This window comes from Mesorhizobium sp. B2-4-14, assembly GCF_006442155.1.
In the GTDB taxonomy this organism is placed as follows: Bacteria; Pseudomonadota; Alphaproteobacteria; order Rhizobiales; family Rhizobiaceae; genus Mesorhizobium.
Genome location: NZ_VFVA01000005.1, coordinates 220804 through 240044 on the forward strand (window position 1 = coordinate 220804; position 19241 = coordinate 240044).

19 protein-coding genes and 1 pseudogene are annotated in these 19241 nt (G+C 59.2%); 5 read left to right on the forward strand and 15 right to left on the reverse strand.

Going from position 1 to position 19241, the window contains the following annotated elements:
• Nucleotides 1–6 precede the first annotated feature (6 nt).
• Nucleotides 7–1083: an XRE family transcriptional regulator gene (locus tag FJ938_RS07270; RefSeq protein ID WP_140610656.1), complete on the forward strand. Its 1077-nt coding sequence runs from the start codon at nt 7–9 to the stop codon at nt 1081–1083.
• A gap of 72 nt (nt 1084–1155) precedes the next feature.
• Here FJ938_RS07270 and FJ938_RS07275 read toward each other — a convergent pair whose 3' ends face one another.
• From FJ938_RS07275 to FJ938_RS07290, 4 genes are all read right to left on the reverse strand, one after another.
• Entirely contained in the window at nt 1156–2367 is a 1212-nt protein-coding gene (locus FJ938_RS07275; RefSeq protein WP_140692449.1) for a site-specific integrase, read from the reverse strand.
• A 98-nt stretch (nt 2368–2465) separates the two neighbouring features.
• A complete protein-coding gene (locus tag FJ938_RS29835; protein ID WP_140610658.1) occupies nt 2466–2717 on the reverse strand; it encodes a hypothetical protein in 252 nt (83 codons plus the stop codon).
• Between the two features lie 550 nt (nt 2718–3267).
• Entirely contained in the window at nt 3268–3942 is a 675-nt protein-coding gene (locus tag FJ938_RS07285; RefSeq protein ID WP_140692452.1) for a hypothetical protein, read from the reverse strand.
• A 62-nt stretch (nt 3943–4004) separates the two neighbouring features.
• On the reverse strand, nt 4005–4223 hold the full coding sequence (locus FJ938_RS07290) for a hypothetical protein (protein ID WP_140610660.1): 219 nt from the start codon (nt 4221–4223) through the stop codon (nt 4005–4007).
• Nucleotides 4224–4359: 136 nt separating this feature from the next.
• Between FJ938_RS07290 and FJ938_RS07295 the strand changes: the two genes are divergently transcribed.
• From FJ938_RS07295 to FJ938_RS07310, 4 genes and pseudogenes are all read left to right on the forward strand, one after another.
• Nucleotides 4360–4581 (forward strand): DUF6471 domain-containing protein, encoded by a 222-nt coding sequence (locus FJ938_RS07295; protein ID WP_140610661.1) that lies wholly within the window; start codon nt 4360–4362, stop codon nt 4579–4581.
• Nucleotides 4582–4826: 245 nt separating this feature from the next.
• Nucleotides 4827–5327, forward strand: a complete 501-nt coding sequence (locus FJ938_RS07300; RefSeq protein WP_140610662.1) for a helix-turn-helix domain-containing protein — start codon at nt 4827–4829, stop codon at nt 5325–5327.
• 892 nt (nt 5328–6219) lie between these two features.
• Nucleotides 6220–6660, forward strand: a complete 441-nt coding sequence (locus FJ938_RS07305; protein WP_140610663.1) for a hypothetical protein — start codon at nt 6220–6222, stop codon at nt 6658–6660.
• A gap of 784 nt (nt 6661–7444) precedes the next feature.
• Nucleotides 7445–7655: pseudogene (locus tag FJ938_RS07310) on the forward strand (hypothetical protein); the annotation flags it as partial.
• Here FJ938_RS07310 and otnC read toward each other — a convergent pair.
• From otnC to FJ938_RS07365, 11 genes are all read right to left on the reverse strand, one after another.
• Complete coding sequence (gene otnC, locus FJ938_RS07315) at nt 7606–8268, reverse strand: 3-oxo-tetronate 4-phosphate decarboxylase (RefSeq protein ID WP_140692454.1); 663 nt, start codon at nt 8266–8268, stop codon at nt 7606–7608. The pseudogene FJ938_RS07310 and the gene otnC overlap by 50 nt on opposite strands.
• Nucleotides 8265–9524, reverse strand: coding sequence for a 3-oxo-tetronate kinase (gene otnK, locus FJ938_RS07320; protein WP_140692457.1), 1260 nt, complete (start codon nt 9522–9524; stop codon nt 8265–8267). Before otnK ends, otnC begins: the two co-directional genes overlap by 4 nt.
• 32 nt (nt 9525–9556) lie before the next feature.
• Complete coding sequence (gene denD / locus FJ938_RS07325; RefSeq protein ID WP_140610666.1) at nt 9557–10543, reverse strand: D-erythronate dehydrogenase; 987 nt, start codon at nt 10541–10543, stop codon at nt 9557–9559.
• 17 nt (nt 10544–10560) lie between these two features.
• Complete coding sequence (locus tag FJ938_RS07330; RefSeq protein ID WP_140610667.1) at nt 10561–11334, reverse strand: enoyl-CoA hydratase-related protein; 774 nt, start codon at nt 11332–11334, stop codon at nt 10561–10563.
• Between the two features lies 1 nt (nt 11335).
• Complete coding sequence (locus FJ938_RS07335; protein ID WP_246673219.1) at nt 11336–12115, reverse strand: 3-ketoacyl-ACP reductase; 780 nt, start codon at nt 12113–12115, stop codon at nt 11336–11338.
• Nucleotides 12112–12972 carry a carbohydrate ABC transporter permease gene (locus FJ938_RS07340; protein WP_140610669.1) on the reverse strand — a complete coding sequence of 287 codons (861 nt, stop codon included), beginning with the start codon at nt 12970–12972 and terminating at the stop codon, nt 12112–12114. The genes FJ938_RS07335 and FJ938_RS07340 overlap by 4 nt, the downstream gene beginning before the upstream one ends.
• Nucleotides 12972–14018: a sugar ABC transporter permease gene (locus tag FJ938_RS07345; RefSeq protein ID WP_140610670.1), complete on the reverse strand. Its 1047-nt coding sequence runs from the start codon at nt 14016–14018 to the stop codon at nt 12972–12974. Before FJ938_RS07345 ends, FJ938_RS07340 begins: the two co-directional genes overlap by 1 nt.
• 86 nt (nt 14019–14104) lie before the next feature.
• The gene (locus FJ938_RS07350; RefSeq protein WP_246673221.1) at nt 14105–15295 is read right to left on the reverse strand and encodes an ABC transporter substrate-binding protein; all 1191 of its coding nucleotides are present in this window, start codon (nt 15293–15295) and stop codon (nt 14105–14107) included.
• Nucleotides 15296–15422: 127 nt separating this feature from the next.
• On the reverse strand, nt 15423–16952 hold the full coding sequence (locus FJ938_RS07355) for an aldehyde dehydrogenase family protein (protein ID WP_140610672.1): 1530 nt from the start codon (nt 16950–16952) through the stop codon (nt 15423–15425).
• Between the two features lie 54 nt (nt 16953–17006).
• On the reverse strand, nt 17007–18185 hold the full coding sequence (locus tag FJ938_RS07360) for a Gfo/Idh/MocA family oxidoreductase (RefSeq protein WP_140610673.1): 1179 nt from the start codon (nt 18183–18185) through the stop codon (nt 17007–17009).
• 15 nt (nt 18186–18200) lie between these two features.
• Complete coding sequence (locus FJ938_RS07365; RefSeq protein ID WP_181165644.1) at nt 18201–19202, reverse strand: LacI family DNA-binding transcriptional regulator; 1002 nt, start codon at nt 19200–19202, stop codon at nt 18201–18203.
• Between the last annotated feature and the right edge of the window lie 39 nt (nt 19203–19241).

Consider the following 19241-nt stretch of genomic DNA (forward strand, 5'->3'; position numbering starts at 1 on the left):
AGTGTCATGGCATTCAATCCGAAAAGACTCATCCTCGCCCGGAAACGGCGGCGGGTGACCGGCAAGGGACTCGCTGAGGCGGCCGGCTTGTCGCCGATCACTGTGTCGCGCGTCGAGAATGGAGAGAATGAGCCCGACGAGGCTACAGTGGATAGGTTTGCGGAAGCGCTCGCCTATCCGACGGCCTTCTTCTATCTTGATGACCCTGACGAACTCGATACTACGGCTGTCAGTTTTCGAAGCCTCTCGAAAATGAGCTCAAAGGAACGCGATGCCGCCATCAATGCCGGCCGCCTTGGCTTACAATTGAGCGATTGGCTTGAGGGGCAGTTTAGCCTGCCTGACGCCAACGTGGTGGACCTCAGCTACGAAACAGACCCAGAAGCAGCTGCACGCACTCTGCGCGCCTATTGGAGCCTAGGAGAAAAGCCTGTTGGCAACATGCTTGGTCTTTTGGAAGTCCAAGGGGTTAGAGTGTTCTCCCTTTCGGAAGCGACTAGTTCGGTGGACGCCTTCTCATTCTGGCGCGACGAACGTCCATTTGTTTTTTTGAACAACTACAAAACTGCGGAACACAGCATCTTTGATGCTGCCCATGAGCTATGCCACTTGGTGATGCACCGCCACGCCGGCTCTCAGCTATCAAGAACCGCCGAACGCGAGGCGAACCAATTCGCTTCGGCATTTTTGATGCCGGAAAACGATGTGCGTTCACGTATGCCACGGTTCATCACCGTCGATCTTATTATTCGCGCAAAGGCCCGCTGGCGGGTCTCGGCGATGGCGATGGCCTACAGGCTTCGTTCGTTAGATTTGCTTAGCGAGTGGCAATACAAATCTGCCTGCATTGAGCTAGGCCGCCGGGGCTATCGAAGTGGCGAGCCAAACGGTATCGAGCGCGAGACATCAGCGGTTTGGAGGAAAATTCTCGCTCACCTGTGGAGCGAGAAAGTTACAAAGCACGAAATTGCGGCCCTTCTGCATCTCCCACCAGATGAGCTTGAAGGGCTGATTTGGGGACTGGCCGGGCCAGTAGTCCGACCAGATCGGGACGATAGCCGCGCTAACTTGCGCCTAATTTAATGTGAAGACGGACGTCAGCGTGACCTCGCGTCGCGCCCAAAGCCATGCAGTTGGCTGGCTAAGCCCAAACGCTCAGCGTGAGCCGTCTAATGGCTGCCTGACGACCTGAATGGCTGTGCGGCGCTTCATCGCATCGCGTTTAGCCTCCCGTTCGTTGACGGCACGAGCGATATCCACCGCGATCCGCTTCTTGTTAGCCTCGCGGACATAGTCATCAGTCACCGTCATTGAGGAATGGCCCATAGCCTCCATAATGGCGCGCGCCTGGATGTTGCATTCGGCGAGGTAGGTTCCGAAGGTGCGGCGCAAGCCATGGAGGGTGTAGCCGTCTGGAATTCCTGCCTGCCGGGTCCAGTGCTGCATCATCCCGGTCAGGCTCTTTTCCGAGAACGACGTTTTGTAGGCATTCTTCAAGACGGTACCGCCTTGGGAACGGTCGAGCGGCTCCAGCGCCTCTGCCAGCTTGTCGACGACCGGAATGAACATTTCTCGACCGCCGTGTCGATTGCGGTTCTTTTTCTGGCGGAAGTCGAAGGCTTCGATCAATTCCAATGAGCCATCGAACAGCTCGATCTCTTCGGTCATAAGATCGTTCCACTCCAGCGCTGCGATGTCGCCGCGCCGGTTTCCGAGCCAAAAGCCCAACGCGTAGCATGTGCGCGCAGGGGTGCCGATCGGATGTCGCGCCTCAAATTTCTCCCGGACGGCGACTGGCCAGGCTGGGTTCCTCGTGGACTTGGGCACGCGCACTCGGATCGACAGCGACGGGTCATCCTGCGCCTTGATCCATTTTTCAACTTCCGTCGCGATCCACAGCAGCTTCTTGATCGCCACCAACATGTGCTTTGCAACGGTGCGATTGGTCGCGAAAATGGCTTCGATGACAGCGCGGAGCCGATCTGCGTCGAGATGCTCCACCGGAGTGTCGCGCCAGGTCAGAGGGTATTCGGGCTCGACCTTCAGGTTCAGAAAGCGTTCGATCAGTCGTGCGTTCTTCTGCTGGGTCGCACTGTCAAAGTCCAGCCATTCCATCGTGCCCTCAAGCCGTCTTGCGGCATGACCAAAGGTCTTCGGCAGCGCTCGACCTGGCAAGTCGATGATCGCAGCTTTTCTACCCAGGCCCTGGACCGCCTTTTGGTATTCGGCTTCGAACTCCGGATCTCCGGGCTTCCCGGGAAGACGAATCTCGGGCATGCTCTTGGCGCGGTAGCGGTAGACGACCTTTCCATTTTTGACCCGCGACGAAACGCCGGGGTATCGGTCGTTCTTGAACGGCCTAGCCATCAATTATCCTTCCAGTTGCCGCGGTGTTTCGACCGGACGTTCCGGTCGATCGAGGGCCTTGTCTCTGACTATGCGCCGGCAGCCGATGCTCTATGCCCTCAGGTCTTCCTTGCCGCGCGGCTGCTCCGTTCAAGAAGGGCCCGTAGATCACTCTTCTTGTCGGGCAAGGACGTGAATGCGATGTCAAGCGCAACGCGGTCCCAGATCGTGCGGCTGTTAACGTGCTTTGGCGTAGGCATTCGTCCATCAGCGACCATCTCGTCGAAGAGTGTTGATCCGACACCAACATATCGTGCAGCTTCATGTCTCGAGAGCCCCCGGGGCGGGTAAGAAATCGTGTCATACGTCATGCAGATCGCCTGGTGCCTAAACGCGTTTGTAGGCCGCATCTAAGGGGGCGGGCGCGGGGTGCCGATGGGCAATCTGTACGATACTACAGGGCAAGAGCCCTTTTTCGGCCCGATGCACTACGAGCGCGAGTGCTATTAGTCAAAAATCCGAATTTTTACTCGTGCCTTGGTCGGCACTATTCCCGCCGCTACCCAGTCCTTTCTCTCGAAAAAAGGTATACTCCTTCCGACGCTGCCCCCAGGCGCGCGAGCCATCGAAAGATCCGGGCGCTGAGCTTGTTCCAAAATGCTCGGGCCAACATGCAGGTTGCAGGACAGAAATGCCGCCGGAAAATCCATCGGGCTGCGCTGGAGCGTGCCATGAATTCCTTTCGAGCAGACGGCGCCCGCTGAGCCCTTGTAGGCGTCGGCAGGGAGCCGCTGGCGATCGGCAATGGTGGCGAGATCGGTCGGTGAATGTTGGCGCTGAGAAGCATAATGGAACGATCATCGATTTCTTGAGGAGGGGGCGTGACCCACGTGAGGCGGAACGCCGGACGATGATCCAGGATCATTCTTTCGGCACGATACGTTCGACGGCCTCCCGCATCCTAACCACTTTCCGCTGGCCTCGCTCCTGGACGAAGTCATGCAGTTGGTCAAATGAGATGGTCGGTACAAAGTCCGCAGCGACTATCGCGCCAGCCCGATAGGTGAAGGTCAGCGCCATTGCTCCGACCAGGTTTACCCGCGAGGCGAGGAAGGAAGTGAGTTCGTTGAGACGGGCGCCATGGGCATACAACAGAGCTTGGGCCGTGGGAGATCTGTTGATCGTGACATTGCTGACAAGCAGTTCATACCGCCTCCACCACATCAGCTCCCCTAGTCCTCGCCCCGAAACCGCGTTGGGGGAGCGGGCTGTGGCCGCGTAATTCGCCAGAAAGTCTTCGTCATACAGGATCTCCAAATCACCGCGCGCCCAGTTAATCTCCGCATAGCCCCTCTGGTTAATGCGGGCGTCGAGGAACACCCGGGGTTTCCGGTTCTCATCGCGCAAGGTGGCGCTCCAGTTGGCCGGGTCTGTCAGCATGTCGACGTGCTCCTTGTTAAGGCCGCAGTTGTAGGCCTCGTCGTCCAGCATCCAGGCCAGATCCTCGCTCAGCCTGGATGTCCCGGTCTGATGACGGTTTCGCGCAAGCGCCAGATAGCCGGAGCTAGAGATTGAGGGGTCGAAGGGTTCAAGCATTTTTAAAGTCCTGTGGAGGAGCGGGGCTGGGTGCCGTGAAATACGGCCGTTTCATCGCTATGTTAGGAGCGAGTCATCCGCTCGAAGCGGCCCATGACATGGTGGTAGACTTCGGGCGCCTCGTGGCCGGCGTCCATCATCAGGGTAGCGGCCTGCCGCAACGTTTCGATCGTCGGCTCAAGGGCGTGGAAATTGTCGTCGTCATAATGGAGGTCCAGTTCTGAGGAGAGTTCGCGCAGGAGGTCGGTCAGCACTTTTGCGGTTGTCTGGTCGATGGTCATGTCGTGGGTTCCTAGTCAGGCTTGAGTGATCTGCAATATATCGTTTTGAGTATAAAACTTGAGGTTTGAGATATATAAATATGAAACTGCGCCGCGCAATAGGTCGAGCAATATTTTTTCCGTGGAGAATGTCCCGGTGACCGAGACCGAATGGCAGCGGCTGCTCAGCGGGCTCGTGAAGGCCGAACTGAAGCTGCGGGGGCTCAGCTACGCCGACCTGGTTGAAAAGCTGGCAGACATCGGCGTTCACGAGAAAGAGGTGAATATCGCCAACAAGCTCTCCCGAGGAAGCTTCACCGCCGTTTGGCTAGCCCAGTGCCTCACGGCCATCGGCTCGCAGAGGCTGAAGCTCGACTGACCTGGAGGGGGCGCTTGCGCCTCGCGCGTGTTGTGGGTAGCCGCAGTAACTGCAGCTCCGGTTGAACACTCCGGGTTTTGCCTTGGGCTTGGCACTGGTTTTGGCGCTGGCGGGGTCGCACTCGATCCGGAGCCGATCGCGAGGGAAGGAATTGCCTTCCCCTATAGTATTGCGAAGAACGTACCTAGCGCGTGAAGCGCGACGGGGCCACATCCCGGTCGGACCAACGTAATGAAAGGAACCACATGTCCGACGAATATTTGAGGGTAACAGAAGTCGCCGAATTGCTTGGCATGCGCGAAGAAGATGTTCTGCGAATGGCTCAGCACGGCCTGCTGCCTCAGCCGGTTACCATTGATGGGAAGCCGCACTTCCCAAAGGAGCCGATCTTGCTTCGACGCGAGGAAGAGGATGAGGCTGTCCCTTCTGCAGGCGTTTACCTCTCTGCGGGAGAGGACTTTTTCTACTACAAGGTGGTGGAGGCCAGCCACATGGTAATTTACAAGAATTGGCCATTCGCTGCCTTCACGCTCTGGGACGGAAGCCTTCACATCCGCCCTTGGCTCACCCACATGGTTGACGATCTTCCCGATCACCAGGACATTCTGCTTTCGTGTCAGAACGAAAATGTCCCGGAGGTCAGGTTGGAAGATCTGCCCGAGCCAGCTTCAATCGTGTGGGGATACCGGTGGGTGGGGCAATACGATCTGGGAGACGTGGCTATAGCTCCGACCGTAAAGCATTAGGCCCGGAAAACCCTTGGGCCCCCTTGTGGGGTGGCAGAGTGCTTGGCTCGCGTGGACATGCCGTCCTGTTGGACTCCGAAGTGGTTGCCACCTCCACCACTTTGCCCCTGACCAACGAGGCGTGCCTAATTCGGGCATTAGTGAAGCAGTGAGGCAGCGCCTCCTCCTTAGCCTCGATGCTCAGTTCACCTCACGGCGGTCAGGGCACAGTATGCAGCACGACGCATCGCTCGGCCAAAGCCAGATCCCGCTCATGCAAGGCGCGGACGAAGAGCCCTGCCGCCAGGCTGGTGTGCGTCATAAGCACCGGCTCCCATGCCCCGGACTAAAAGGGCTCCGATGCCCCGGACAAGCGCCTGCGCCAGATCGACTGTAAGTAGTGGTCTGGCGCGGGTGGCTGCAACTGTACATTGCGGTGGACTTAGGCGCCGGCGCTGGCGCGGGTAAATCAGCGCGCCACGGAAATTTTAGGTTACGCGCCCCTCGATTTTCCCACCAAGGGGCGCCCAATCTCACGGAGGAAGGACGATGTCCACCCATACTACCGGCCGGCCAAGCTTGAGCAGCGGCTCGAAGCCATCGAACGGAACCGGCTTGAGGCCGTTCGCTACCTTGAAGAGGCCAAGCTTCGTCGGCCGGCCGGTAGAGTGCTCGAACCGATCGTGTTGACACATCGATCGAGAAAGTCGGGGCAAGCCCGTTCAAAACGTTTGGCTTCCTCCTATATTAATTACTCTCTTCTCTCTCCATTCCCCAATGCGAGGAAGAGTAATGAGGCATCAAAAATTTTCTAATTAGGTTCTGACTGTGAAAAACTTGTCCTATAGTATTTTTTTTATTTTACATTTTGAATTGATAACTTTTCATACCCTCAAAACTCATCGGAGCACCCATGGCACGGCCTAAAACGGCACTTCGTGATCGTATCGCCACGCGGTCAACCCGCAAGGGCGACCACCTGCTCTGGAATGGTCAGATGCGAGGCGGTCGACCACACCTCTGCCGTGTCGGTAACCCGGCCCGTGTTCTGCTTGGACTGACCGAGCACCCCGACTACCAGATAAGGCGCAACACCAGCCTGTGCCAAGAACCGAACTGCATCGAGCCCGAGCACTTCAGGGTGATCAGGGAGCGTCGGTACAAGTTTGACGACGCGCCCAACTCACCATGGCGCGACCCCCGCGACCGGAGCGCGAGCCAGTTCACCGACCAAGAACTCGAAGAGATCGAGATGGAGGCCGAGGCTGGCACCAGCGAGGACCAGCTCAAGGAATACTACCGCCCCGAGATGGTAGCCGAGATCCTCGCCCGCGCCACCGCCCGGTCCACCTAAGCAACAGCAACTGCAACAGCAAGCAAGGAGCGCGTGCGCCCATGACCGGATTTCAACACAAGGGTGCTGGCATCCCTCTTGCATAAGGACTGCATGTAGCAACGATTGGGATTCGGCGATGCGACTGAACGTTCGACCTGGGCGAAAGCCAGGTTCCCCAAAGAGAATATACTCTGAGCCGCTGCAAACTGAAGAATTGCAGGTTGCGAAAATACCGTCACGATTTCCATCATCGCCGATGATATCTACACAAGAAACTCCAAACAACGCTATGAGATAGCGTTCACCGAAGCCGAAATAGGTTTGCTTGCTGTCACACTGAGAAGCGGCTCGCTCGGTGACCCATCGAAGGACGAATGTTAAAAGTCGATGGATCGAAGAAGCACTTCGGAAACGATGTTTGGTAGGGCTTGCTTCAGCGATTTACTGCTAAATAGAACGTGGCGGCTCCGGCCCTGGGGTAGGGTTGCCTGAAAGCCAGAGCCGCCGGCGCGGTACGGCAACAGGACCGCGCTGTCCTATTCTGAGACAGCGCGGTCTACAATTAGTTAATTCTAATGAACCTTATGGGCGGCAGGGCGCCGTGGCGTTTAGCCGGTCCGGGATGATGCCTTCGACGACCTAAAGCGGCTCTGGCCCACGACCAAACGCCTAAGGGCGGATTCAGCCCGTCTTTCCGGCTCGAATCATGGCACGAATAATCGCCAATTCGCAGTATCCACCAGCTGTGCTTCGAGTGTCTTGCAATACTCAGCGTTCTTCCGGTTTCCTACGAGAGCCACGACAACTCCGGACCCATCTCGCCGACTTCGTCGCCGCCTACAACTTCGCCCGCAGGCTCAAGACCCTCAAAGGTCTCACACCCTACGAGTTCATCTGCAAGGCGTGGGTCTCACAACCGGACGTTTCAAACTCCGCTCCAGCAAATGCCGGGACCAAACACCTTCAGGGCTCGCCGAAAGTCGCCCGGAGTTCCCCGATCTGGTCAGCATTGAGGGGTCGAGTCTCTGACCCTCGCAAAAGCAAAAAAAGCTTGGCGGTCTCTTCGAGGTCCTCGATCGCATAAACCGCCGCTTCAAGACTTTTACCGGAGACCAGCGGACCATGGTTTGCGAGGAGAACGGCCGGGCCGCGCGTGGCGGCTGCCCGGATGTCAGGGGCTAGTGCGGGATCACCAGGTCTGCGATACCTGAGCAATGGCAGCTTGCCGATTTTCATAACAAAGTACGGTGTTAGCGGCGGTAAGCAGTCATCTTCCGGTAGACCGCACATGCACGACACCGCCGCGGAGTGTGTCGCATGAAGGTGAACGATCGCCACAGATTGCGGCCGCGCGCCGTACATGGCCAGATGGAGCACGGTCTCTTTGGAAGGAGCGTCGCCCTCCACCAGCTTACCTTCGAAGTCGACGACACTGAGCCGTGCCGGGTCCAAAGCTCCAAGAGAAGCATTGGTAGGCGTTACGACGTAGCCGCCCTCGACGCGAACGCTGAGATTGCCACTGCTGCCCGCAGTCAGGCCGCGTGTGAACAGGCTCTGGGCATGGCTCATGATGCCGTCGCGGGCGTTAGTGAGAGCCCGTTCGCGAGATGGCACAACACTGCTCATGACAGTTTCTCCCAAGCTGATAAGAAGAAATCAACCGGGCCGAAATTTCCGGACTTAAGCGCCAGCGCCACTTTTGAACCGTTAACATCTGCGATTGTCCACGGCACGCCCGGGGCAATCGTCGCGCCGATCGCCAAGGCGTCGATCCCGAGCGCCCCTACAACAGCGCCAGACGTTTCGCCACCCGCGACGATCAACCGGCGCACACCACGTTCCACAAGCTCTTTCGCGATGCGCGCCAGTGTAGACTCGACCAGCTGCCCTGAGGCAGCAACTCCCAACTTCTGCTGGACTTGGCGTACCTTATCCGGCGTAGCAGTTGCGTAGACCAATATGGGCGCGTCACCCAACTGCGGCGCAGCCCAGTCCAGAAAATGGGAGACCACTGCATCCGGGTCGTTCGCCAAGGCCATGGGGTCGATCCGGTACGTCGGCAGGCCTTTGGCTTGCATGAGGGCCACCTGCCGATTGGTCGCCAGCGAGCAACTGCCGGATATCACGGCAGCTGGTCCGGTGATCGACACCCTCAACGCGCCAGAACCCTTGGACGACAGGTTGCGAGCGATACCGAGGCCAAGACCGGAACCGCCGCTGACGAACTTCAATCCAGTACAGGCGGCTCCAATTTCAACCAAGTCGGCGTCGACAATCACATCGATGACCGCGTACCGAACGCCGATGTCGGCCATGGCGTCGAGGCGAGCGCGGATGGCCCCTCTCCCCTGCCGCACCGTTCCGTGATCGACGAGGTCAACTCTCGCAGGCGTTTGCGCCGCCAGGAGCCGTATCAGGCTACTATCGGTCATAGGCGTGAGTGGGTGATCGCGCATCCCCGACTCGTCAAGGGGCTGATCCCCGACGAACAGATGACCCTTGTAAACTGTCCGGCCGTTTGCGGGCAGAGCCGGGCTGACCACGGTAATCGACGCGCCGATTTCCGTGGCCAGCATGTCCGCGACCGGGCCGATATTGCCGTCCGGCGTAGAGTCGAAGGTCGAGCAGTATTTGAAGAATATCTGCTCTGCACCTGCTTCGCGCAGCCAATCCAGGGCCTGCCGAGAGAGGGCGACCGCTTCGGCGACCGGCGTGGTGCGCGACTTCAGGGCGACAACAACTGCATCATAGCCTCGCGCGGCGTCCAGGTGCGCTTTGGTGGGCACGCCGATGAACTGGATGGTCTTAATCCCTTCCTCGACGAGCATGCTCGCCAGGTCGGTCGCACCGGTGAAATCGTCTGCTATACAGCCGAGAAGCATGAAATTTCCCAGATATCCGAAGTGAAGTCTGTTCAGTTTAAGGTGCCGCCGAGCTCGTCCTCGATATGAACGTGGATGATCTCGTCCATCGAGGTTTCGGCGGCGAAGCCCAGATCCTTCGCGCGGGTTGCAGTGAAACCCCGAGGCCATGACGACACGATCTCGAAGACGGTGGGGTCTGGCTCTTCTCGGATCAGGTCCACCGCGCCGTCCCCCGCGACGCGGCGCAACGCGTCGATCTGGTCGCCCACTGTCGCCGATACGCCGGGGAGATTTATGCTTCGACGTGCTCCGAGCGTCTTGAGGTCGATCGCTGCGGCATGGACCAAGGCGGTGATAGCGGAACGCGGGCTTGCGAACCAGTGCCGCAACGTTCTCGGCACAGGCAGCACTGAAGGGTGGCCAGCCAACGGCTCGCGGATGATTCCCGAGTAGAAGCCTGATGCCGCCTTGTTCGGCTTGCCGGGCCGGACGCAAATGGTCGGGAGACGAAGCGCGATACCGTCGAAGAAGCCGCGCCGGGAATAATCCGCCAAAAGCAGCTCACAGATCGCCTTCTGTGTCCCGTAGCTGGAAAGCGGCGCAAGGACAAAGTCATCCGGAATCTCGTCAGGCAACGGTTGGCCAAAGACGGCGAGCGAAGATGTGAAGACGACCCGGGGACGGTATGCACGCTTCTCGCCTTCGAGTCGGATCGCTTCGAAAAGGAACCGGGTGCCATCAAGGTTGATGCGATAGCCCTTCTCGAAATTCGCTTCCGCATCGCTAGAGACGATCGCTGCCAGATGGAAGATTACATCCGGGCGTGACGCAGCCAAGCTTGCGGCCGCGCCAGCCTGCGAAAGATCCGAAGTGATGCAATCTACCGCTGCGCCGGTGAGTGCCACGCTCACCGGCGGCACCAGGTCAACCAAGGAGAGCTGGGTGATTGCGGCTCCGCCCAGCCCTCCTTCTTTGACTAACCGATCGCTCAACTTGCGACCGATCATGCCGGCCGCCCCGATGATCAAAACATGCATGGCATCGTCCCGTATGATTAGCGCCCGGACCAGGTCGGACGGCGCTTTTCAGCAAATGCCGTCATGCCTTCGACCCGGTCTTCCGACTGAAAGACCCTAAGCAGGCCATCGCGCTCCCAGCGAAGACCGTCAGACAATCCCCCCTCATCAACACGCCGGATCAGCGACTTGGTCACGGTGACTGAGAGCGGCGCGTTGGCAGCAATAACATTTGCCAGCTCGATCGCCGTCTGCACGACAAGGTCGTCCCCGACTACGTCACAGACCAATCCTGCTTGTTTGGCCTCTTGGGCTGAAAGTGGGGCGCCGGTCAGTAGCATCTTGGTGGCGACCTGCCGGCCCACGAGGCGAGGTAACCGCTGCGTACCCCCGTCACCAGCCATACCCCCGATCTTGACTTCCGGTTGGCTGAACTGCGCACTGGTTCCCGCGACCACAAGGTCACAGATCATCGCGAGTTCGTTGCCGGCGCCGTAGGCAAAACCACGAACCGCCGCGATCAAGGGCTTCGGAAAAGTCTCGATCGCCCGCCACGCCGCCAACCTCTCTTCATCGAGAATGGCAGCAATGCCTCTGTCGTTCACCTCAAGGATGTCGGCTCCGGCCGAGAATGCACGCTCGTCGCCGGTGATAATTACCGCGCGTATGGTGCCGGAGGACGCGGCCTTCGCAAGCGCCTGGGCGATATCAACCACGAGTTGCTTCGTGAGCGCGTTCCGGCGCTGCGGCCGGTTGAGCCGCAGGAGCAATACTCCATCGGTTGGTGTCTCTTCGAGCAGATGCTGGTCCATGTCAGAGCCTGTACAGGTGGAGGCCGCCGTCCACCCAGACCGCGTCGCCAGTTGAAAACCTGAATGCGCCGGACGCGAGGCTCGCCACCGCTTCACCTACATCCTCCGGCTCGCCCCATCTGCGCATGGGAACCAAGCCCTCCTCAATCACGCGATCATATTTCTCGCGTGAAGGTTGGGTCATTTCCGTCGTCGTGATCCCGGGCCTTACCTCGTATGCATGGATCTTTTCCTCCGCGAGGCGCGCCGCGAAGAGGCGGGTCGCCATGGAGAGGCCAGTCTTGGTGATACAGTAGTCGGGCCGGTTGACGCCGAGGATCTCGACGTTGACCGACGTGATGTTCACGATGGAGCAAAAGTGTGTGTCGGCGGCCCTGGTCCGGATCAGCCGCTTACTGAACGCCTGACTGAGCAGAAAAGGTGCCCGAAGGTTGATGCGCAGCGCACGGTCGAGACTTTCGACGGGAAGGTCGAGCATGTCTCCCCGTACCGTGGAAGATACTCCCGCATTGTTCACTAGGGTCGTGAGCGTCCCCAGTTCACCGGCCGCGTTCAGGATGGCCTCGTGGCGCGCTTCGTCGCCAACGTCGGCGGCCATGAACGCGGCCGGGACGCCGCTTTCCTTGAGCAGTGACACCGTGTCTTCGGCGGACGCGTCGTTCTCAAGATCGACCACGAGTACGCCCTGTCCGCGTCGCGCAAGACACTGAGCGATCGCACGGCCGATCCCGCGCCGGCCGCCCGTTACAATTGCGATTCCTGGCATGTCGGCATCCTTCACGATTTTACCGAGCCGGACGTCAGGCCCTGCACAAAGTAGCGGCCAAGCACCAGGTAGATCAGGATCGTGGGCAGAGCCGCGACGATCGCACCCGCCATGACCACGTTCCAGTCGACCGAATAGTTACCGGACAGGTTCGACAGGGCGACGGTCACGGGTTGGGCCGCTGGGTTCGGTACCAGAATCACGCCGAACAGGAAGTCATTCCAGATGTTCGTGAATTGGAAGATGCCGGCCACGACGAAGCCAGGTGCCGAAAGTGGAAGAATGATCTTGAAGTAGGTCTTCAAGACGCCGGCGCCGTCGACCTTTGCAGCCTCGATAAGGGCTTTCGGGATGGTCCTGTAGTAGTTTCCGAACACGAGGATATTGACGGATTGCCCGTAGATGACGTGGACGACGATCAGTCCGGCAATGGTCCCGTAAAGGCCGAGCTTCTGCGCCAAGAAAGTCAGCGGGATGATGATGCTTTGGTACGGGATAAACATACCAAAGATGATGAGCACCGTGATCCAGCGCGAGAACCTCACGCCCCACAGGGTCAGGATGTAAGCGGTAAGCGAGCCAATCAGGCAGGAGACGATCGTCGCGGTCCCGGTCATCATCAAGCTATTTTGGAACGACGGCCCGAGCTTCTCCCATGCCTCGGCAAATCCCCCGATGCCTATGGTGCGGGGCAGCGACCACATGTCGGACACGGACACATCGCGGGCAGATTTAAGGCCGTTCACGAACAACATGTAGACCGGCATTAGGAAGAACGCCGAGAGCGCAATGAGGAGGGCATACGTGAGCCCACGGCGGACTACCTGCGCAATGTTGCTGTCTTGCCCTGTCTGAAGTGCGTGCGCTGACATCACTTGTCCTCCGGCATTGTGCGGATCAGGTACGGGACAACAATCACCGCCACCATTGCGAGCATGACCACCGAGCCGGCGGCTCCGACGCCATATCTCAAGGAACGGAAAGTGGTTTCGAAAACAAAGATGCCTGGCACGTCCGTCGCAAAGCCCGGCCCAGGACCGGACATGACGTACACCAGATCGAATATTTTGAGGGAAACGTGGCCGAGGATCACCAGATTGATCACGGTGAATGGCGCCAGCATGGGCCAGGTTATCTTCCGGAAGTAGGTCCATCCACTAGCATTATCGATCGCCGCAGCCTCCTTGATATGCGAAGGGATGGTCGCAAGCCCCGCAAGAAATGTCGCCATGGCAAAGCCAGCGAGTTGCCATGATGCGGCGATCGCGACTGCGATCAAGGCCACGGGGATGCCGAGCTTAAGCTGGATGGTCCCAAGAAAAGGAAAGATGCCGCCCAGTGTGTCGTTCAGGGGGGCAAGGACAGTGGGGTCGGTCAGCCAGCCAGGCTTGAAGGGACCGATGCCCGCCGCAGCCAGCACCGAGTTGATGCCCGTCAGGTTGATCAGGACGTTCACGCCTGTCTCCGGATTGAAGATCCAGCGCCACGCCACCCCCGTGACAATGAACGAGATGGCATACGGGAACAGGAAGACCGAGCGGAAGAAACCTTTGCCGGGCAAGTTGCGGTTGATGAGGAGCGCCAAGATGAGCCCCAGGCCGACAGAGCCCGTTAGGAACAGCACGGTGAAGATGACGGTGTTGCGCAGATCAATCTGAAAACGCGGATTGGCGAAAAGCGCATGATAGTTCTTGAGCAACGGCGTGCTGAAGCCGCCGCCCAAATTCACCACGGACCAGTCCGACAGTGAGATCAGGACGGTCAGAATAATAAAGAGGTAAACGAAGACCAGCGTCGACACGATGACCGGAGCGATCAGCAGTGCAGTCTGCAGCTTCTCGCCAACGGCGGTCCACCGGTGCGCGGGTCTTCCCGGCGCAACCTGGAATTCGGACGTGAAAGTATCAAACGTGCTCATATGTAGGGTTCCGCACTGTTCGCGTCGTTGCTGCTGGAATGCGGGGGGCCGAGTCCCGGTGGAGACAGGGACTCGGCCCGGCGACATTACGTCTTGGGAATAGCGTCGAACGCTGCCTGCATATTATCAGCGAAGGCATCGATGTTCTTGTCCACCACGAAGGTAGTCAAAGCATCAAAGGAGCTCTGGTTGAACGATGACGGCACCTGCTCGCCGTTGACGCTGGAGCCCGTGAACTTATTCTTCGCGAATTTCTCGAACGACCACTGGAGATACGCAGGCAGGGTGGATTTGTCGACGTCAAGGCGCGTGGCGACAGAGCCCTTCTTCAGGCTGAAGGCCAGCTGGACCTTTGGGTCACCCATGACCTTCAGCCAATTGCGGGCCGACTCCGGATTCGGCGCGTCCTTGGCAATCGGGAAACCGTCGGTGACGATGATGAAGATGTCTTCCGTGCCGGGATGGCTGACCCAGCCGAAGTCCACACCGTCCTTGGCGCCAGCCTTGGCGAACTCGCCGTATGACCAGTCGCCCATCATGGTGAAGGCGGAACTGCCTTCGATCACCTTCTTGACGGCCTGGTCCCAGCTCAGTGCGGAGTGGTCCGGGTTCTGGTAATCGAGCATGCGAAGGTGGGTCTTGTAGGCCTCCTTCATCTGCGGCGAGTTGAAGGCCAGCTTCCCATCCCAAAGCTGCACGGTCTGGTCATAGCCGAGCACGCCGTTGAATGTGTTCTCGAGCATCCGCATGTTGGCCCAGATGCCGTTGTCGCCGACCGCGAGGGCATTCACGCCGGCCGCCTTCAGTTTCTCGGCCGCGGCAAAGAACTGGTCGAACGACAGGGAGTCGCCGATCTCGACGCCGTTCTTGGCCAGCAAAGGCTTGTTGAACCACACTTCGTTACAGCGATGAGCGCCGACCATCACGGCATAGTATTTTCCATTTTTTCGGACGAGGTCGAGGACGCCCGGCGACATGGTCTTTTCCCATCCCTCGGACTTATAAAGGTCCGTAACGTCGTCGATGTAGCCGGGATCGGCATAGGAGTTGAAGAAGGCTGTGCCGCTGTTGCCCTGCCAAGTGTCGGGTGGGGTACCGCCAGCCAAGCGCGCCTGGAGCACCGGCAGTGCATTTGTGCCACCGCCGCCGGCCACGGCAGCGTTCGTGATTTCCGTGGAAGGATAGTGCTCCTTGAAGCCGTCGATCAGGGCCTGGAGAGCCGCTGACTCGCCACCCGACGTCCACCAAGAGAAGATTTCGAGCTTGTCGGCGGCCATCGCAGACCGCCCGGCAAGTCCTGAGAATGCGGCCGTGGCCGCTAGTGCGGCGCTTGTCTTCAATAACGAACGTCTGTTGACATTCCAGTGCATGTTCACTCCTCCTTTTTTCGCGCCGCAGCGCTCTTCATATTGAGTTAGCCTTGGAGACCCAACGATCGGTCAGCGGGCCGAATTGCAGTTGGACCGTCTTGAGTTCGGTGAACTCTTCGATCGCGAAGCGACCCTTCTCGTGCCCCACGCCGCTCTGACGGTGGCCCACCAGGGGTAGCTCAGGTGCACCGGCGATGTACGTGTTGACCTCGACGGTCCCCGATCGCAGTCCCCGCGCGCATCTGAAAGCCGTGTCGAGGTTCGAGGTCCACACGCCGGACGCAAGGCCGTAGATCGTGCTGTTTGCGATATCGAGCGCCTCGTCGACGGTGTCGAACGGGATGATGGAAAGGACCGGCCCGAAGATCTCTTCCTGCGCGATGCGCATATCTGGGCTGACATCAGCAAAGATCGTGGGCTCGACGAAATAGCCATCTACGCCGCCGTAATGCAGGCTCTGAGTGCCGCCCAACATCAAGGTCGCGTTTTCTTCCTTGCCGATCGCGATGTAGCTGCCGATAGTTTCGTATTGCTGCTTGGAAATGACCGGGCCGACCTTCACGGCCGGGTCCAGCGGATCGCCGACACGAACGGACTTGATCTGAGCAGCCACGGCTTGGCTGAACTGCTCTGCTACGGAGCGCTGCACGAGCAGCCGAGTGCCGCTCACACAGCACTGGCCCGCGTTGTGAAGGATGCCGAACGCGACCTTGTCGGCAGCCGCCTCAAGATCAGCGTCAGCAAAGACGATGTGTGCGGCTTTCCCACCGAGCTCGAGCGAGACGCGCTTGAGCGTGTCCGCTGCGGCCTTGCTGATTGTCTTCCCGACCTCTGTAGAACCGGTGAACGAGACCATCGCAACGTCGGGATGCGAGCACAGCTGCATGCCAATCGTAGAGCCGGCGCCGGCGAGGATGTTGACGACCCCGGCAGGCAGGCCGGCTTTTTGAAGAAGCTCGCCCAACAGCAGGGCCGTGCCCGATGTCAGCTCGCTCGGCTTGACCACAGCGGTGCATCCGAGAGCCAGCGCGAAAGGCAGCTTCTGGCTTAGGATAAGAAGCGGGAAGTTCCACGGAGTGATCATGGCCACGACGCCAATCGGCTGGCGCAAAACCAACCCCATCGTGTCCTTTCCGAGGGTATCGTAAGTGTCGCCATAGGCATGGCGCGCCAAGGTCGCGGCATACTCCCAAAGATCGACCGAGACGTCGATTTCGCCTTCGATCGCAGACACGGGCTTGCCGCCCTCCAAAGCCTCGATCTGAGCGAGCTCAGCTTTGTGCTCGCGGATCAGTTCTGCGACCTCGAGGATAAATCTTGCGCGTGCGGCGCCCGGCATGGTCGCCCAGTCGGTCTTCTGGAAGGCCGTTTTGGCAGCCTCTACAGCACGATCAGTGTCGGCAGTGGTTGCTCTGGGATACCGGCTGACCAGACGACGATGCGCCGGACTGGTCCGGTCAATCGGCTCGCGGTCGGATACGGGTATCAGCGATCCGTCTATCAGCAGGCTGAAATCGCGGGGCGAGTCGGGAAGAGCGTATAGCGTGGAAGGATGTGCATTCATGGACCAGGATCACCCGTTTCGTCGGCGGTATCTGTAATCGATTACATAGCATTGTCAATGAGAATCTTGATTGTCTAATGGAAGCCAGCTTCCGTTGGTGGAACTTGAGCGGATGGCGACGTCGCACAGCGCCACCCCACGCACACCTTCCTCCAACCCTGGTGCCGGAAATAGAGGGACTGAGACAGGTGCCTCGATGGCATCCGCAAAGTCGCTGTAAAGGATGGCGAGTGCCTCATGGTAGCCTTCAGGATTGCCGGCGGGGAGTGTGGTTTGCGTCGCCCCGGCTGCAGTCATGATCCGCTGACCCCTGTGAAGTGTACGGTCTGCTTGGCCGAGTTCGCCGATACGAAGCGTTTCCGGAGCTTCCTGTCGCCACTCGACCGACCCTGTGGACCCTACGACCTTAATACGAAGACCGTTGCGATGTCCGGGCGCAGCTTGGGTCGCCCATAGGAGCCCCGAAAAGCCAGCGTCGAAACGCAGCTGCACAATGTCGTTATCGTCGAGCGCACGACCTTCGACGATCCTCGTCATATTGGCCGACAGCTGGTTGACCTTCGCGCCGCAGACAAATTCCGCGAGGTTGAAGGCGTGGGTGCCAACATCGCCGAGCGTGCCTGTCGGTCCAGCTTTTTGTGGATCCGTTCGCCAGCCGCCGGCCTTTGCGCCGAGTTTCTCCGGCTTGTCGGCGAGCCACTCCTGCAGATACTCGACGTACACGAACCTAACGCGCCCAATCCCGCCCTCCGCGACGAGTTGGCGAGCCTCACGCACCATCGGGTAGCCGCAATAGGTGTATGTCATGCCGAAAAAGACGCCGGTCTGCGCGGCGAGCCGCTGCAATTCGCGTGCTTCCTCCAAAGAATTTACTAACGGCTTATCGCAGATCACGCCGATGCCGTTTTCCATCAGGGTCTTGCAGGCATCAAAATGCAGATGGTTAGGCGTGACGACGCACGCCGCCCGGATGCCATCGCTGCGCGCCGCTTCGGCTCGGGCGAGATCCGCGACTGTCTCATAGTTGCGATCGGCAGCCACGCCGAGCGCGGTGCCTGCTTCGAGCGACCTAGAACGCTCAGACGAGAACACCCCGGCGACAAGCTCCCAGCGGCCGCTGAGGCGAAGCGCCGCACGGTGATAGGGTGCAAAAAACGATCCCCGGCCGCCGCCGACCATTCCGATCGGCAAGCGCGGTCCCAGGTCCAAATCCGAGGCAAGTTTATAGACCATCTGTAGTGCTCCTGATTAATTCGGTTTCGGGCGAGAGGTGGACCCGCGCATGATGAGTTCCGGTGCCGGCACCTCTCCCAGCTGCCCGCCCTTGCCACGCAGAACGTCGATGAAAAATCGGCCAGCCATTTCACCGACCAGTTCGTCAGGAACCTTCATGGTCGTGATGCCAGGCTGCAGCAGGCGCGCCAAATCGATATCGTCAAATCCGGTGATCGAGACATCGCCAGGGATGTCGATACCCATCTCGCGCGCCTTGAGCATGCATCCAATAGCGAGATAGTCGTTGCCGCAGATGATGGCCGAGGGCGGATCATCAGTGCGCATTATCTTCTCGAAGGCCTTCATGCCGTCCTCGAATTTCCATTCGCCCTCAATGAAATGGCGTGGACGGATGGCAATGCCCTGCTCAGCAAGCGTCGTTCGAACACCTTCCTGACGGGCGCGCGCTCGATCGTTGAAAGAGGTATCTTGGGCTATAAGTCCGAAGGTGCGGTGGCCCAGTGACAGCAGGTGCTCGGTCATAGTCACAAAGGCTTGGTAGTTGTTGTAGCCGATGACATTGCGGCCTGGCGCGCTGCCCGGCGCCACATACAACAGCACGAACGGGATGCCTTTCTCCTCGAGCAGCTGCATCAGTTCATCAGGATGATCGGCGCCGACAAGGACGAGAGCCTCCACCCCCTTGTCGACCATCGCGCGGGCCTGCTGTGTCGCGACCTCTCGGTTGTAGTAGGTGACGCCCACCAGCAGCTCATATTTCTCGACCGCCATGGTTGTCTGGAGGGACTGGACGATCCGGGCGAAGTTCTGGTGATCCAGGGTGGGCATAATTGCCCCAACCGTGTGTGTGCGGCTCGTCCTGAGCGATTTGGCTGTCGCGTTCGGCACCCATTTGAGCTTCTGAATCGCGCTGTGCACCCGCTCCCTAATCTCTTCGGTCACGATCTCAGGCGTATTCATGACGCGCGAAACCGTGGCCGTGCTTACCCGCGCCGCCTTAGCGACGTCGGCCAAACGAGGTTGCTGTTGCCCCCCGTTGTTCCTTGGCGCCCT